The organism is Gloeocapsa sp. PCC 7428 (assembly GCF_000317555.1).
Taxonomy (GTDB): Bacteria; Cyanobacteriota; Cyanobacteriia; order Cyanobacteriales; family Chroococcidiopsidaceae; genus Chroogloeocystis.
In genome coordinates this window covers 1,990,148-2,008,166 of the sequence record NC_019745.1, presented here as the reverse complement: position 1 = coordinate 2,008,166, position 18,019 = coordinate 1,990,148, and the positions used below count along the sequence as shown (strand labels likewise).

Below are 18,019 nucleotides of genomic sequence, written 5' to 3'. Positions count from 1 at the left end.
TCCTAATCCAACCCCATTTCAGCAAGAACTTTTTCTAATTGATTTTCATCAAGCATTACATCAGGAAAGTCTGAAGGAGTATACCCTCCAGCTTCTGGAGATAGACAATGCGCAATGAGTTCACACAGCACTTCCTTAAATTTTTCTGCTATAAACTTAACTGTAGTTTGACGATGAAGATTTTTGCTGTAAGCCCAATTCACTCTTAGCTTGCTGTTAGTTATTAAAGCGTTGATTTCTAATAAATGGCTCCTTTGACCGCGCTGGCTCAGAGCTAATCCGCTAGATTCTTGAGCAAACTTAAACGCAGAAAACTGAGAAAATGTCTGGTCAAACTGACCCAAGTAATTAAAAAGCACTTCAGCTTTGGAGATCCTATTGAGCGTTTCTGTTATTTGCTGATCGTGACTTAAATAGCGCAGTACACTATAACCAATGCCTCGATTGGGAATACTCCGCAGTTCTTCTTTGACTATCTTTAAAGCTGTGCCTGGATCTAAAGCTGCTTCTAAATTGATATGGACTGGAAAGATACTTGTAAACCAACCGACGGTACGAGATAAATCTACATTGTCGAAAATTTCTTCCCGTCCATGACCTTCTAACTCTACTAATAGAGATTGATTCCCAGTCCAACTAGCAAAAGTTTGCCCTAGTGCCGTGAGCAACACATCATTAATTTGAGTGTTATAAGCTTGTGGCACTTCTTTTAAGAGTGCTTGAGTTTCTTCAACATTTAGCTCTATGGATACGATATCTTTAGAAGCTTCTGTGTTTTCTCCATGAAAATAATCTACTGGCAGAGCTAAGGTTTCCTTTTGAGACAAAGCTAACCAGTAATGCTGTTCTTGCGCTAAGGCTTCTGATTTTGCATACTCTTGTAAATAATATGACCACTGTTTAAAGGAAGTAGTTTTTGCTGGTAACTTAACAGTTTTGCCTCGACTAAGCTGCTCATAAACTGTTTGTAAGTCTTCTAGTAAAATTCGCCAAGAAACCCCATCTACAGCTAAGTGATGGACGATCGCCAATAAACGGCTTGGCTGATGGCTACCCAAATCAAATAATGCTACTTGAATTAAAACTCCACTAGATAAATCGAAACTTGCCTGTAATTTGGTAGCCGCTGCTTCGATAGCTGGCTGTTGTTCTGCTGCTGATAGTGCAGAAAAATCGAATTGTGCCAACGTTACTTCTTTTTCAGGTGGTGCTATTATCTGCTCCCAGCCAGAATTAGTTTGCTCAAACCGTAGCCGTAGAGCATCGTGGTGGATGTATAAATGCTGTATACTTTGCCTTAACAGATCAGGAGCGATCGCTTGTTGAATTTCTAATAAAACAGCTTGGTTGTAATGGTGTAACTCTGGTAAATTTTGACGGAAAAACCATTGCTGAATAGGTGTCAGAGGTACTAAACCTGTAACAATTCCTTGCTCGGTTTGAGTAGTCTCCTCAGTAGTCAGACAGACGCTCGCTAATTCTGCAATATTTTGGTACTGAAATAACTGTTTTGCAGTCAGCCTCAAACCAGCTTGGTTAGCTTTAGCAACTATCTGAATAGTTAAAATGGAATCTCCACCCAGTTCAAAGAAGTTGTCTTCAATCCCCACTTGTTCTACACGCAGAACTTCTGCCCAGATTTGGGCTAATTTAGCTTCTATCGGGGTACGCGGAGCTATAAACTGTGTCTCTAATTCTGGTCTAACGTAATCTGGTGCTGGCAATGCTTTTCTATCTACTTTGCCATTTGGTGTCAGTGGTAAAGCTGGTAACTGCACAAATGTAGCCGGAATCATATACTGGGGTAAATTCTGGTCGAGAAAGTGGCGCAATTCACTAATGGCAGGTGCAGGTTGTTTCGCCACCCAATAAGCAACTATTCGCTGTTCTTCAGCAGTAACCACAGATGCTTGTACTGCTGGATGTTGGCTGAGTACCGCTTCAATTTCTCCTAGTTCAATTCGGAATCCGCGAATTTTCACTTGGTGATCAATACGTCCAAGGAACTCTATATTACCGTCAGGTAGGTAACGGGCTAAGTCGCCAGTTTTGTACAGACGCGCGCCTATTTTGTGACTAAAAGGGTTAGGAATAAATTTTTCTGCTGTGAGTGTTGGGCGGTTAAGATAGCCTCGTGCAAGACCATTACTGCAAATGTATACTTCGCCAGGTATACCAATTGGTGACAGTTGTAACTGACTATCCAAAATATAAATTTGGGTGTTAGCAATTGGGCGACCAATAGTAATTAAATTATCTTCTGCGTTAACAAGAGAGAATGTAGAATAGGTCGTATCTTCTGAAGGACCATAAAGATTAAAGACATTTTGTACAGAAGTTTTTTGATACAACTGCTGCACCAATTTTTGAGGCAAAGCTTCACCAGCTAAATTAATAGTACGTACACAAGCGGGTATACCATTAATTCTCAGTAATTCAGCGATCGCAGATGGCACAGTATTAATTAAAGTTACTTTTTGAGCAGCAACTGAAGTTTGCAAATGCAACAAATTTTCTATAACAATTACTTTACCGCCCCAACTTAGAGGCACAAATATTTCAAATACTGATAAATCAAAACAGATAGAAGTTGATGCTAAAACACCGGATATATCTTGGTAGCTAAATATTTCTTTCGCCCAATATATTAAGTCAATAACATTTTGATGCTCAATGACTACTGCTTTTGGTTGACCAGTTGAGCCAGATGTATAAAGAATGTAGGCATTATTAATTGATAAAACGAGAGTATTAATATTTTCTTGGCTTTCATTCTTGATAATTTGCCAGTTATCAATACAAATTGTTTTGGCTTGATGAGGAGGTAATATCTCTAATAAATGTGCTTGAGTAAGTAGTATTTTTACTTGAGCATCTTGGAGCATGAAAGCTAAACGCTCTTGGGGGTAATTTAGATCTAGTGGTAGATATGCCCCGCCCGCCTTGAGAATTGCCAATAGCCCGACGATCATTTCTAAAGAACGCTCGACACAAATCCCCACTAGTACCTCTGTCCCAACTCCCAGTTTTTGCAGATAGTGCGCGAGTTGATTTGCTCTTTGATTTAGTTGGTGGTAAGTAAGTTGCTCATCTTCAAATACGACGGCAACTGCATCCGGCGTGCGTTCTACCTGTGCTTCAAAGAGTTGATGGATACACTGGTTTTGGGGATATTCAACCTGAGTTTGATTCCAGCCTACTAATAATTGGTGTTGCTCATCTGCTGTTAACAGGGGTAATTCAGAAAGGCGTTGTTCTGGATTGGCAATGATACCACATAGTAATATCTGTAAATGATCTGCCATCCTTTGTATAGTTTGCGGCTTAAATAAATCGATACTGTACTCTATAGTTCCTACTAATCCCTCCGCTGTCTCTCTCATGTTTAGTGTCAAATCGAAATTCGCAGTACCACTGTCACTTTCGAGAGTACTTAAAGTTAAACCAGGTAATTTTATTTCTGAGGTTTGTGCATTTTGAAGCACAAACATCACCTGAAATAGGGGTGTATGGCTTAAGTCTCGCTGTGGCTGTATTTTTTCCACTAACAGTTCAAAAGGCGTATCTTGGTGAGTATAAGCTTCTAAAGCTACTTCTTTAACCCGATGCAGCAACTCTTGAAAACTGGGATTGCCTTCAAGATTCGTCCGTAACACCAAGGTATTGGCAAAGAAACCAATTAAACCTTCTATCTGGCTGTGGTTACGATTGGCGATGGGAGAACCTATGACAATATCATTGCTTTTGGTGTAGCGGTGCAGCAGTGTCTTAAAAGCTGTCAGTAAGGTCATGAACAAAGTGCTTCCCTGCTGCTGGCTCAAAGATTTTAACGCCAGAGATTGCTCTAAAGACAAACAGAAAGAATATTTTGCACCACGCGAGGATTGAATAGCCGGTCGCGGATAGTCAGTTGCTAACTCTAGTACGGCTGGCGCACCATCTAGCTGTTTCAGCCAGTAAGCAAGCTGGGATTCTAGTATTTCTCCCTCAAGCCATTGTTTCTGCCAAGCTGTGAAGTCTACATACTGAATTTCAAGTTCAGGTAAGGGTGAAGGTTGCCCCTCACAAAAAGCTTGATAAAGTATTGCTACCTCACGCACTAGCACCTCTATTGACCAACCATCAGAGACAATGTGATGCATGGTCAAGAGTGTGACGTATTCTTGTTCACTCAAGCAAAGTAATTTCACTCGTAGCAGAGTGTCAGCCTCTAGGTTAAACGGCTGTTGCGCTTCTGCTAGGGCTAGTTGTCTGACCTTGGTTTCTTGTTGAGGAGGCGGTAATTTGCTCAGGTCAATTACTGATAATAACTGCGGCGTTGTCGGTGAAACGACTGCTATGGCTTGCCCTTCGACTGTCCGAAAATGAGTTCGCAAAACTTCGTGACGGCGGAGAATTTCATTAAAACTCTGTTCTAGTGCTGCGAGATTTAACTGTCCTTCTAGGCGCACAGCAGTAGGAATATTGTAAAAAGGGCTATCTGGCTCTAACTGGCTAAGAAACCATAATCGCTGTTGGGCAAAGGATAAGGGTAATGCTTGCGATCGCTCAATGCGCTTGATCGGTGGTAACTCTAATCCGTTGTCGGCGTTAATTGCTGTTTGAATTTCTTTAGCTAACGCGCTGAGTGTTGGCAATTCAAACAAGCGACGTAAAGGTATCTCTACCTCAAATACTTGCCGTATCTGGGATATAACACGAGTTGCTAAAAGGGAATGTCCGCCCAAATCAAAGAAGTTATCATTTACACCTACCTTTTCTAAACCGAGTACCTCCGCCCAAACTCCAGCGAGCATTTCTTCTACTGGTGTTGCAGGAGTGACAAAATTAGATTCAGATATTAGCTGTGTTACATTAGGTGCTGGCAATGCTCGTCTGTCTATTTTGCCATTGGGTGTCAAGGGTAACGCCTCTAACACGACAATAGCTGTTATCACCATATAATTTGGCAGCTTTGACTCTAAGAAGCGGCGCAGTTCAGCAATTGTAACTATCTGCTCTGGATATAGAGTTATATAAGCTACTAAACTTTGATTTGCGGCTTCATCTTGGCGCACGACAACCACACTCATAGATACAGATGGGTGTTGGTTGATAGCAGCTTCAATTTCTCCTAGTTCAATGCGGAAGCCTCGGATTTTAACTTGGTGATCAAGGCGACCAATGTACTCTAGTTCTCCACTAGGTAAATAACGAGCTAAATCACCTGTTTTGTAAAGACGTGCATCTGGTTTGTGGCTAAAGGGGTTGGCGATAAATCTTTGTGTAGTTAACTCTGGTTGGTTCAGATAACCTCGCGCTATTCCTGCACCACCAACATACATTTCACCGACTACGCCAATAGGTAAAAGTTGCTGGTTTTGGTCGAGTAGGTACACCTGTAAATCTGGTATCGGACGACCAATGACGCTACCTAAAGACTGCACTACATCTTCTTGGGTTAACCGACGATACGTGACGTGTACAGTAGTTTCGGTAATGCCGTACATATTAACAAGCTGCGGTGAGCGATCGCCATGTCGCTCAAACCAGGGTTTTAGGCTTTGCAGTACTAAGGCTTCGCCACCAAAAATAACAAATCGTAGATTCAATGAGTACTGCTGAAGCAAAACAGCATCGGCTTGAATCAGTTGGTAAAAGGCGGAAGGCGTTTGGTTGAGAACCGTTACTCCTTGCGTGGAGAGTAATTTATAAAACTCTTCTGGAGTGCGACTGACCCAATAAGGCACAACCACTAACCGTCCGCCATAAAGCAGCGCACCCCAAATTTCCCAAACTGAGAAATCAAATGCGTAGGAATGGAATAAAGTCCACACATCATCACTATTAAATTCAAACCAAGCTTGGGTAGCTGCTAACAGTCTTACTACATTAGAATGCTGAATTAATACCCCTTTGGGTGTACCAGTGGAACCAGAGGTGTAAATGACATAAGCTAAGTTATGGCTGCTGACATCGGTTAATAAGTTTTCTTGGCTTTCTTGAGAAATTTTTTCCCAATCGGTATCTAAACAGATGACTTTGGCTGCATAATCCCCTAGTTGGGCAACTAAGTTCTGCTGGGATAATAAAACCTCAGTTTGGGAGTCTTCTAGCATGAAAGCTAAACGCTGTTGGGGGTAGCTTGGGTCGAGAGGGATATAAGCACCACCAGCTTTAAGAATCCCTAAAATGCCAATTACCATTTCTAAAGAACGCTCGACACAAATTCCCACTAATGCCTCTGACTCAACACCCAGCTTTTGCAAATAATGTGCTAGTTGATTGGCACGAGTATTTAGTTCTCGATACGTAAGATATTGCTCTTCAAAAACTACAGCTACAGCCTCTGGTGTTTTTTCTACCTGTTCCTCAAATAATTGATGAATGCACTTATCCTGCGGGTACTCAGTTGTGATGGTATTCCATTCTAAAAGTTGATTTTGCTCAGTTTTTGTTAATAAAGGTAGTGAAAAGAGCGAGCGACTAGGATTTACAACTATACTCTCTAGTAAAGTTTTTAGATGGACTAATATCGCTCTGATGGTGGCTACATCAAACCTGCTGCAATCATATAAAATCTTTAGCGATAACTCTGTGCTTACCCCAACTGAAAGCGTGATGGGATAGTTTGTCGATTCTACAGACCGAATATTATGGATCTGCATTTCTGTAGCCCATTCTTTTAAGGAAGCGTCTACAGGATAGTTTTCAAATACAAAAATACTCTCAAACAAAGGCAAATCTCTACGAATTTCACTCCATCCCTGTACTTGTACTAGAGGGCTATATTCATATTGTTGCGTCTCTAATTGTTGCGCTTGAAGTTTTTGTAGCCAAGGAATCAGCAACTCATTCCCAGAAACCTGCACCCGCACTGGTAAAGTGTTAATAAACAGCCCCACCATTGATTCTGAACCGGCTAATGCAGGTGGACGACCAGCAGAAGTTGCTCCAAAAACAACATCTTCTTCACCGCTGTAACGGCTCAGAAGAATAGCCCAAGCTCCCTGTAAAACAGTATTTAAGGTCAACTTGTGCTGTCGCGCTAATGTTTGCAGGGCGGCTGTTGTTACTGGTGATAGCTTGATTGATTCTTCCCCAGATCCTGTGGCTGAATTTGACAAACTACCGATTCGCAACTGAGTGGGTGCAGTAAAACCCTTCAAAACCTTACGCCAAAATGCTTCAGCTTGATCTAAATTCTGCTGTTGCAGCCAAGCAATGTAATCTGCATAAGGACGAGAACGTGATAGTGGTAAAACTTGCCCTTGACAAAGTGATTCGTAAGCCTGAAAAACTTGCTGAAGCACTAAAGCTGTAGACCACCCATCTAAAAGCAAATGGTGGCTACTCCAAATAAAATGGTAAGTTTCTTGGGCTACCTGAATTAAAATCAAACGCATCAGGGGTGGCTGAGAAATATCAAACCCTTGCTGGCGGTCTGCTTGCAAGAAGACTTCTAGGCTTGCTTGCTGCTCAACAACTGACAAGGATTGCCAGTCATATTCTTGCCAAGGTAACTCCACATATCTATGCACTACCTGAAACGGCTCTTTGTGCTGCTTCCAGTAAAAAGACGTGCGTAAAATTGGATGCTGATTTATAATTTGTTGCCAAGCTTGTTTAAAAGCTGGAATGTCGATATTTTTAGTAAACGTATAACAACTTTGAACAAAATAAATCCCTGATTCTGGTGCGGAAAGGGTATGAAAAAGCATACCCTGCTGGATAGGTGAAAGTGGATAGATATTTTCAATATTTTTCTTATTCATTATGATTAATTACCTTAAGGCTAACCAAGTTCTGCCATTAATTGATCCAGTTCTTGTTGACTAAACTGCATCTGGGGAAAATCAGAAGGAGTGTAACCTCCAGTTTCGGGAGACTGACAGTGAACAATAAGCGATCGCAACGCCTCAATAAATCCTTGAGCCAGCTTTTCAACCGTAGTTTGTTTATGTAATGCTTTGCTATAAGTCCAATTTATATGCAGTTGACCGCAAACAATTAATGCACTTACCTCTAGCAGACAGTCGCGGCTTCCTCTAGGACTTTGTGTTTCTTTAGCAGATTCAGCAGTAGGTCGAAACATAGAGGTTTCAGAAATGACTTGGTCAAACTGACCTAAAAAGTTAAATGTTACCTCTGCTTGCGGTAAAGCTTGCAGTTTATTAGCAATTGACTTTTTACTGAGATAACGCAATACACCGTAGTTAATGCCTTTACAAGGAATATTACGCAATTGTTCTTTTACCGTCTTTAATGCTTCTCCTTCACTAAAAGTGGCTGTGATATCTAATACCACCGGAAAGATAGTAGTAAACCAGCCAACAGTACGAGATAAATCCACATTTTCTAAAATGTCTTCTCGTCCGTGACCTTCCAAATTTATCAAAAGTGAACTATTACCAGTCCATTGATGAAATGTCCGCACAAGAGCAGTTAGCAAAATATCATTAATTTGAGTTTGATAGGCTGCTGGTACTTCATGTAATAAAGATTCGGTTTCTTCCTGGGTAAGACTAACTGAAACGGTAGAAGCTGAAGCGACAGTATTTTCTCCATTTAAATTGTCAATAGGCAAAGAAGAAATATTTTGGTAAAACTGACTCAACCAATAATTTATTTCTGCTTTTACAGTTTCCGAATTAGCGTATTCTTGAAGTTTTTCAGCCCATTGTTTTACCGAAGTAGTTTTTGGGGGGAGTTGTATCTCTTGCTCTCGGCTGAGTTGTTGGTAAGCAGTTTGCAGATCCTCTAGTAAGATCCGCCAGGAAACTCCATCAATGGCAAGATGGTGAACGGTAAATAATAATCTATTAAGTTGATTTGCCCCCATTATAAATAAAGCAACTTGGACTAATGGTCCTTTTGATAAATTTAAACTGGCTTGTAGCGCAGTCGCTTTGGCGTCCATAGCCTGCTTCTGCTCACTTTGGGGTAGGCTTGATAAATCAATAATCGAAAAAGGTGTTATGCGATCGGGAGTTGCAATAATTGACTTCCAGCCAGCTTCAGTTTGCATAAAGCGCAAACGCAGTGCATCATGGTGAGTCAGTAATTGGCAGATAACCTGCTCTAATACAATTGGGTTACAACTTTGATCTACTTCTAGCAATACCGCTTGATTCCAGTGATGGGAATCAACAAGTACCTGTTCAAAAAACCAACTTTGAATAGGAGTTAGAGGTAGAGAACCCGTAACAAGACCTTGTTCGGTTTCAATTTTTGTAATTGTACCGGCGACAGCAGCTAAATCGGCAATTGTCTGATATTCAAATATCTGTCTGGGGGTTAGCTGTAACCCAGCTTGTTTAGCTTTAGCAATAATTTGCAGACTCAGTATCGAATCTCCACCTAACTCAAAAAAATTGTCATTAATACCAACTTGCTTGAGTCGTAGGGTTTCAGTCCATATCTGCACCAGCGTTTCTTCAATTGAAGTGCGGGGTGCGATGAAAACCGTTTGTAATTCGGGTCTAGCAGTATCTGGTATGGGCAGGGCTTTGCGGTCTATTTTACCATTTGGTGTCAGTGGTAATTTTTCCAAGAGTACAAAAGCCGAAGGTACCATATACTGTGGTAGATTTGCCTTCAAGTATTTTCGTAACTTTGGTATCAGTTCACTATTATTTGCTGAGTCAAAATTCCCAGTAGTAGGAACGATATATGCTACTAAACGTTTGTCACCAGGGTTATCTTCTCTAACTATAACCACAGTTTCTCGGAGGTCTGGATCTTTACTCAGTAATGCCTCAATTTCTCCCAGTTCAATCCGAAAACCACGAAGTTTGACTTGGTTGTCAATGCGTCCTAAAAACTCGATGTTTCCATCAGGAAGATAGCGAACTAAGTCACCAGTTTTATAAAGCCGTTCTTGTGGTTTTTGGCTAAAAATATTAGTAATAAACCTTTCGGTGGTTAAGTCTGGACGGTTGTGATATCCTCTGGCTAAACCTTCACCACCGATGTAAAGTTCTCCAGTAACGCCTACTGGTACTGGTTGTAAATAGTCATCTAATATATAAAGTTTGCTATTAGGATAAGGGCGACCAATTGGTACTAACTGTTCATCTGGTAACTCTACTGCGGCGTGCTCAAAATATGAACTGTCGATTGTGGCTTCAGTTACACCAAAAGAGTTAATTAACCGTGTTTCTTTACCAAGAACATCACGGAATTTACTATACTCGGCTCCATACCAACTATCAGAACCACAGATAACCAACCGCATAAAATCGAGTTTTTGTTGGTTTTTTTCTAGGTACTGCACAAGGTTTCTTAATACAACTGGTACAAATTCCGCGCAGTCAATTTTGTGTTGACGCATCAATTCATAGAGTTGTTGGGGTTCTAGAAGTATTTCCCTTGGACATAGCACGAGCTTCCCTCCTGAACACAAAGCCCGAATTAAATCTCCAGAAAAGACATCAAAAGAAAAGCTAGCCATTTGTAAATGACAGCGAACTTGAGAACTTAGTTGATAAGCTTTTTCCCAAGCATAGTAAGCATTAACAAGGTTGTTATGTTGAATCATTACCCCTTTTGATTCACCCGTAGAACCAGAAGTGTAAATCAGGTAGGCTAAATTTTCTGGTTGTACGTTGCTAATCGGGTTAGACTCTTGTTCGTTAGCAATTAATTCCCAATCTGCATCTAAATATATGACTTTCTTTGCATAGGTGGAAATAGTTTCAAACAGTCGCTTTTGAGTGAGTAGAATACTACAACCCGCATCGTGTAACATAAATTCTAAACGTTGCTGCGGTTGATCGGGGTCTAATGGTACATAAGCACCACCTGCTTTTAAAATACCTAAAAGTGCGATCGCCATTTCTAATGAGCGTTCTACACAAATACCAATTAATTGATCGGGTATTACTCCTAATTTCTGTAAATAATGAGCAACTTTATTAGCTTGCTGATTTAATTGCTGATAAGTAAGACTTCTACCTGCGAACTCTACTGCAATCGCATGAGGCGTTTGCTGAACAACGTTTTCAAATAACTGATGAAGGCAAATATTTTGAGGATAATCAACTTTGTTGCTATTCCATTCTACTAATAGCTGGTGTTTCTCTGTATCTGTTAACAGTGCTAAATCTTTTATTTCCCTATGAGGATGATTCACCATGCCTTGCAACAATGTTTGGAGATGTCCTAACATTCTGTGGATGGTGGCAAAATCAAAGCGATCGCTCTGATAATCTATAACAATTTCTAACTGCTCACCAGGAATAATACTAACTGTTAAAGGATAATTAGTGTTATCGACCGCACTAATACTTTGAACTTCTAAATTTCCTTGCCATTCTTTTAAAATTCCGTCTACTGGGTAATTTTCAAATACTAATATGCTTTCAAATAAAGGTAACCCTCTTGGTACTTCACTCCAACCTTGCACTTCTACCAATGGGCTATATTCGTATTGCCTTATTTCTGCTAGTTGTGATTGTAATTTTCTCAACCAAGATAACAAAGATTCTTCAGCATCAATTGTGACTCGTACAGGTAAAGTATTGATAAACATCCCTACTATAGACTCAGCTTTGGCTAAATCAGCGGGACGACCGGAGACTGTTACGCCATAAACTACATCTGTTTCTCTACTGTAGCGACTTAGCAGTAGAGCGTAAGCTCCTTGGACAAGGGTGTTAAGTGTGAGTTGATTCTGTCTTGCTAAAGATTGTAGTGCTGCGGTGGTTGTTTGTGAAAGCTTGACTACTTGCTGATTGTATTTCTCTGGTTGGTTAGATAAGTTTTTATTAGTAAAATTAATTAAAGGCGTGGGTGCTGTAAAGCCCTGTAATGACTGCTGCCAAAATTCCTTGGCTTTGTTTAAATCTTGTTGTTGTAACCAACCAATATAATCACCAAATGAACTCTCTAATATTAAAGGTAAATTTTTACCTTGGCAAAGTAATTGGTAAATTTCTACTACTTCTTTTAAGACTAAAGCTGTTGACCAACCATCTAAAATAAGATGATGTTTGCTCCAAACCAAGTAATAAGAGTCATCATGACAGCGAATTAAAGTCAGCCGCATTAAGCATGGTTGTGTTAGGTCAAAATTGCCGGTGCGATCGCGCTCCAAAAAAGCCTGCAATTGCTGCGATCGCTCACTTGGGTTTATATTTCGCCAATCGTACTGTATGAGTGATATTTCGGCTTCCTGATGTACAACTTGTAAGGGTTTTTCTAGATTTTCCCAATAAAAAGCTGTGCGTAAAACAGTGTGGCGGTTGACGACTTCTTGCCAAGCTTGTTCAAAAGCTACAACATTAAAATTACCCTTCAGCGAGTAACATAACTGGACAAAATAAGCAGTCGATTCGGGAGCATACAAACTATGAAAGAGAATTCCTTGTTGTAACGGTGATAACTCATAAATATCTTGTATCTTGTCAGCTTTCATATGTTTTACTTCCCACTCCCTCGGTTAATTTTTGCCAGTAAAAAATCGAGGTCTTTTTGGCTTACTTTAGCTTTGGAGAAATCAGAAGGAGTATAACCTCCTGCATCAGCCGATTGACAATGACTAATAATTTCCCGCAGTGCTTGGACAAATTTATCCGCTAGACTTGACAAAGTACTATGTTTGTGTATTTCAGTACTATAAGTCCAATTTAATTGCAGACAGCCTCTACTCACAAACCCGCTAATATCTATGAGATGACGACGGCTTGCTAAAGGACTACGCTCTGTACCACTCGATTCTGATGCTAATTTAAATAAAGAAGATTCTTGTAAAACTTGGTCAATTTGTCCTAAATAGTTAAAACAAACTTCTGCTTGAGGTATAGCAGCTAAATTTTTAGCAGTATTGCTGCACAAATAACGCAATACACCATAATCAAAACCTCGATTGGGTATACTGCGTAGCTGCTCTTTAATTGCTTTTAAAGCATCCCCGACTGTCGCACTATTTTCTAAATTCAATAGGACTGGAAACACAGTACTAAACCAACCGACTGTACGAGATAAATCAACATCAGTAAAAATGTCTTCTCGTCCATGTCCCTCTAAGTTAACTAACAGCGTTTGTTCTCCTGTCCATGCTGCAAAGGTTCTTGCTAGTGCTGTTAACAAAACATCATTTATTTGTGTATGATACTTGGCTGGAACTTCTTGCAGTAGTGCTTGTGTCTCAGTTTCATTGAGGAATACAGAGAAAGTTTTACTTGTAGATACATTATTTAATCCGCCTACATAGTCCACTGGTAACGGAGAAACTTGTTTTCTTAACTCAGAACACCAGAAATCTAATTGTGCGTGTAGCGTCTTTGTGTTTGCATATTCTTGCAAACGTTCGCTCCATTGTTTAAAAGAAGTAGTTTTGGCTGGTAATTGAATTGTTTGATTTTGCTGAAGTTTTTCTATAGCTGTTTGCAAATCTGACAATAAAATTCGCCAAGAAACACCATCAACAGCCAAATGATGAATGATAAACAGTAAGCGATTATTTTGCTGAGATCCTAAATCAAATAGTGCCACCTTTACAATGGAACCATTTGATAAATCCAAACTTGCCTGTAGTTCTGTGGCTTTAGCTTCAATAACCACTTTTTGTTGCTCTAGGGCTAGTTCGGACAAATCGAATTTAGTAAATGGTACTTCAGCTTCAATACCAGCATTAAACGATTCCCAACCATTAGCTGTGGGGCGAAAACGTAAGCGGAGTGCGTCATGATGTGCCAGCAGACACTGTATTGCTTGCTGTAAAATGTTAGGTTCGATATCTTGCTGTAATTCTAGCAATAATGATTGATTCCAATGATGCGCTTCTGGTAAATTTTGAGCAAAAAAGCTATGTTGAATTGGGGTGAGAGGTACAGCATCAATTACTAATCCTTGTTCTGATTCTGTTGTTGAGCGACTATCGGCAACTAACGCAAGTTTAGCAATAGTTTGGTGTTCAAAAATTTGCTTAGGCGTGAGACGTAAACCTACCTGGTTTGCTTTAGCGATCGCCTGAATACTAATAATCGAATCTCCACCCAATTCAAAGAAGTTATCGTAAATACTAACTTGCTCTAAATTGAGAAGTTCTGCCCAAATTTTAGCTAATGCATTTTCTACTGGAGTACGCGGGGCGACAAAAGCAGCTTGTAATTCTGGTCTAACTACATCTGTTGCTAGTAAAGCTTTTTTATCGATTTTACCATTAGCTGTTAATGGTAAAGCCTTCAAGAACAAAAATTGTGAAGGCACCATATAGTCAGGTAGTTTTTGTTTGATAAAATCGCGCAATTCAGCAGGTTTTAAATCTTCTTGCCCAACTATATAAGCGACAAGCTGCTTTTTCCCTGGATGAGCTTCTTCTGCAACTACAACTAATTGTTTTACTTGTGAATGTTGACAAAGTACAGCTTCAATTTCTCCTAGTTCAATGCGATGACCATATAATTTCACTTGGTCATCAATTCGACCCAAAAATTCTAAGTTACCATCAGGTGTATAGCGTCCTAAATCCCCAGTTTTATAAAGTCTTGCTTCAGGTTTACTACTGAATGGATTACGAATAAATCGCTCGTTAGTTAGTTCTGGTTGATTTATATATCCTCTAGCTATATTATCGCCACCTATATAGATTTCTCCTGTCACACCTAAAGGGACGAGTTGGCAATATTTATCGAGTAAATATATTTGGGTATTGGCTAAAGGACGACCGAGAGGTACACTATTGGATGACGTATCACTAGAGATTTCCTCTACAGGATAGGTGAGTACACCAACGGTAGTTTCTGTTGGACCGTAGTGGTTAAGAATTTTGCATTCTGGTGCTAATTCACGTACCCGTTTAATTAAATCCCAGGTTGCAGCTTCACCACCAAGAATGAGGTGCTGACGTGGTAGAAGTTTTCTGGGATATGAACCTGATAATAAAGCTGATAGGTGTGAAGGAACTATTTTGAGGCAATCTATAGAATAGCGATCGCAATATTCGGCAAATGCAACGGGATCTGTAGCACGTTCTTCTGCAATGATATGCAAGCATCCACCTGTACACAACGCTGAGAAAATCGCTGTGTTACCTAAGTCTGCGGCGAAGGTAGAAACAGTGGCGAAGCTAGCCGCATCTGGTAAATCAAGTTTTTCTAATATACCGTTAACATAATTGACTATTTGCCGATGTTCAATTGCAACACCTTTGGGTTTACCTGTTGAACCAGAGGTGTAGATAACGTAAGCCAAGTTTTCTGGATTAGCAGACTTGCGAATGTTATCTTGAGGCGAATCGCTTATATCTGCATCAATACAAATTATCTGCGCTTGGAAATTTATTTTTTCAACAAGGTGCTTTTGTGTTACCAGCACCGATACTTGAACATCCTGCAATCTAAAGGCTAATGCTGCTTCGGGTAAAGAAGGTTCTATAGGTAAGTATGCTGCGCCTGCTTTGAGAATGCCCAGGATACCAACTATCATATCCAAAGAACGTTCAACGCAAAGTGCAACTACAGTTTCTGGTTGAACTCCCAATGATGCCAAATGATTAGCTAAGTTGTTAGCTTTGGCATTTAGTTCTTGATAGGTTAAATGTTGATTGTCAAAAATAACAGCAAGATTGTTTGGTGTACTATTAGCCTGTGCTTCAATCCAGTGATGAATGCACTGATATGGAGGAGAAGTAGTTTTTGTATTATTATCTACTAAGAGTTGCTGACGTTCTTGTGGAGACAGAATTTCTAGCTGAGCAATTGAATATGAATTGTTTATTGCACTACTTAAAATCTGAAATTGTGCTGCTAAACGTTCAATGTCTTTTTGCTTAAATAAGTTAGCATCATAATATAATTCTGCTGCAAGTGAATCAGCTTGTTGCCAGCATAATAACTTTACCTTGAAGCGCTCAATACAGCTATATATTTTTTGAATAGAAAAGGTTACGTCACCAGCAAAATATTGACTGGGTTGGGATACAAATTCAAAGGCAAAGGGTAAAAATGATAATTCTTGAGGATCTTGAGTCGCAGTGAAAAACTCTTCTGCATTCAATAAGTCTTGCCATTGAGAAGCTTCATTTATTGTTTCATCTAACTGTTTTAATATATCTGCAATTATATATTCTTCTTGTGCTTGAATACGAATAGGTAAAGATTTAGCTAATAATCCGACTGCTGAGTGTAATTCTTCGTAATTTCTCCCGTCACAACACCAAGCGAAAACAGCTTCGGATTTGTTAGTCAAACGCCACAATAGAATTTGCCAGCAAGCCATCAAAACTATCGAAAGTTCAACAGAGTATTTTTGGGCGATCGCTGTAATATTAGTTATCGCAGTAGCGTCAAAGTTGATGCTAATAGCTTTGGGTTCAAATATTTGTTTTTGATTAACTTTTTTTTCGTTTGGTAATTTACTTATGAAAGAATTAGATACTTTTTGGTTGTGCCAATAATCTTTAGCTGTTTCTGCTTCATCTCCTATTAATAAATCATTTTGCCAAGCAGCAATATCTGCATATTGTAAAGGTGTATCTTCTAGCTCATGCTCCTGCAAATAAGCATCATAAGTGGCACTAATATCATGTACAAGATGGTGCAAGGATATTCTATCTGCACAAATAGCTGATATCGCTATCAGTAAAATGCAATGATTATCAGATTGTTTAATTACATCAACCTTACTAGTAAAACCTTTTTCTAAGTCAAAATCTAATTTATTAACTTCTGAAAGTAGATTATTAATATTTATTTGTTGGCTTTTTGTATCTAAATCATGCAAATCATAATAATTAAGCTTTAAAGATGCTTCCTCTCCAATAACCTGTAAAGGAACTGCCATTTCCGTCAAGGTAGGAAAGCTAGTACGTAAAATTTCATATTTAGCCCAAATATTATATATGGCTTTTTCTAAAATTCTATATTTAATATTTCCCTCTACTAAAATTGTACACTGAATGCGATATGGCTGATGGTTGTTTTCTTGTTGTAATAACCATAAGCGTTTTTGCTGAGGTGAAATTTGAAAGCCTTCTATAGATAGAGCTTGCATAATTCTAATGTACTTATATATTTAAATTATTTGCTGCTATGAGGTTGCGCCATACCTACTAAAACTTTTCTCGCACCTGTGAATGGCTTACGCCCATGAGCAACTAGCATATTATCTAGTAATAAAATATCTCCTTCTTGCCAAGAGAATGTTACTGTTTCTTGCTCATATATTGCTTGGATTTCTTCTAATACAGATATTTCAATTTCTGAAGCATCTCCATAATAAGAGTTTCGTGGCAATTCCTCAGCATTTAGTACAGCAAGTAAAGATTGGCGAACTTCAGCTTTTAGGCTTGAGATATGAAATAAATGTGCTTGATTAAACCAAACTAAATCGCCAGTTTGAGGATGGGTAGCAACAGCTTGACAAACTTGACAAGTTCTAAGTTTATTTCCATCTAGCCATGTAAAATCAATGCCAGTAGATTGACAATAAGCTTCGACTTCGGCTTTATCGTTAGTTTGGAATACAGTTTCCCAAGATAAATCAATTCCTTGTCCATAATTACGGACGTACATAATATTTTTCTGAATAAATCGCTCTTTGATTTTTGGATCTATTCGTTGAAATACTTTACGACTATCAGCAATTGGTGTTTCTCCACCTTGCTCTGCTGCCTTTACACAAAAGAAAGCAATTTTCATTGGCCAATTAAGAGAATAGGCCATTTCGTTATGTAAAGGAATTGATTGATCGGGTGGATATTCTGTTGATGTGTATATCTTACCATCAACTTGACTACGCGGAGTTGAGCGATAAGAATATTCGATTAATTCTCCTGCTATAGCCTGCATAAAATTAGCAAATTCGCTATGATTATTAATTTGAAAGTTGCGAAAAAGCAGACCTCCATATTGAATTAATTGTTTTTCTATCCAGTCACAGTTACTGCTAGCCCAACTGACTAAATTCACGCCATCGACAGCAGGTTGAATGACAAGAGGTAGTTGTTGAGTGGGTTTTAAGAAATTGGTTGTCACCAAGTTTTCTGAAGAAACTGTAATTGATTTTCTTTTGAATGTTTTTAAATTCATTTCTC

At 39.3% G+C, this 18,019-nt stretch carries 4 protein-coding genes; all 4 read right to left on the bottom strand.

Annotated features, from left to right (window positions below; translation table 11 throughout):
* Positions 1–2 precede the first annotated feature (2 nt).
* Genes GLO7428_RS08715 through GLO7428_RS08700 form a run of 4 tightly spaced genes read right to left on the bottom strand, consistent with a single transcriptional unit; the run spans position 3 to position 18,014 of the window.
* Entirely contained in the window at positions 3–7,754 is a 7,752-nt protein-coding gene (locus tag GLO7428_RS08715) for a non-ribosomal peptide synthetase (protein ID WP_015188201.1), read from the bottom strand.
* Between the two features lie 20 nt (positions 7,755–7,774).
* Positions 7,775–12,397: a non-ribosomal peptide synthetase gene (locus GLO7428_RS08710; protein ID WP_015188200.1), complete on the bottom strand. Its 4,623-nt coding sequence runs from the start codon at positions 12,395–12,397 to the stop codon at positions 7,775–7,777.
* 5 nt (positions 12,398–12,402) lie between these two features.
* Positions 12,403–16,977: a non-ribosomal peptide synthetase gene (locus GLO7428_RS08705; protein WP_015188199.1), complete on the bottom strand. Its 4,575-nt coding sequence runs from the start codon at positions 16,975–16,977 to the stop codon at positions 12,403–12,405.
* A gap of 26 nt (positions 16,978–17,003) precedes the next feature.
* Positions 17,004–18,014 (bottom strand): TauD/TfdA family dioxygenase, encoded by a 1,011-nt coding sequence (locus tag GLO7428_RS08700; RefSeq protein WP_015188198.1) that lies wholly within the window; start codon positions 18,012–18,014, stop codon positions 17,004–17,006.
* Positions 18,015–18,019: the final 5 nt, after the last annotated feature.

Coding starts and splice junctions, on each gene's coding strand:
- GLO7428_RS08715 (WP_015188201.1), bottom strand. CDS start 7,754: ATGAATAAGAAAAATATTGAAAATATCTATCCACTTTCACCTATCCAG.
- GLO7428_RS08710 (WP_015188200.1), bottom strand. CDS start 12,397: ATGAAAGCTGACAAGATACAAGATATTTATGAGTTATCACCGTTACAA.
- GLO7428_RS08705 (WP_015188199.1), bottom strand. CDS start 16,977: ATGCAAGCTCTATCTATAGAAGGCTTTCAAATTTCACCTCAGCAAAAA.
- GLO7428_RS08700 (WP_015188198.1), bottom strand. CDS start 18,014: ATGAATTTAAAAACATTCAAAAGAAAATCAATTACAGTTTCTTCAGAA.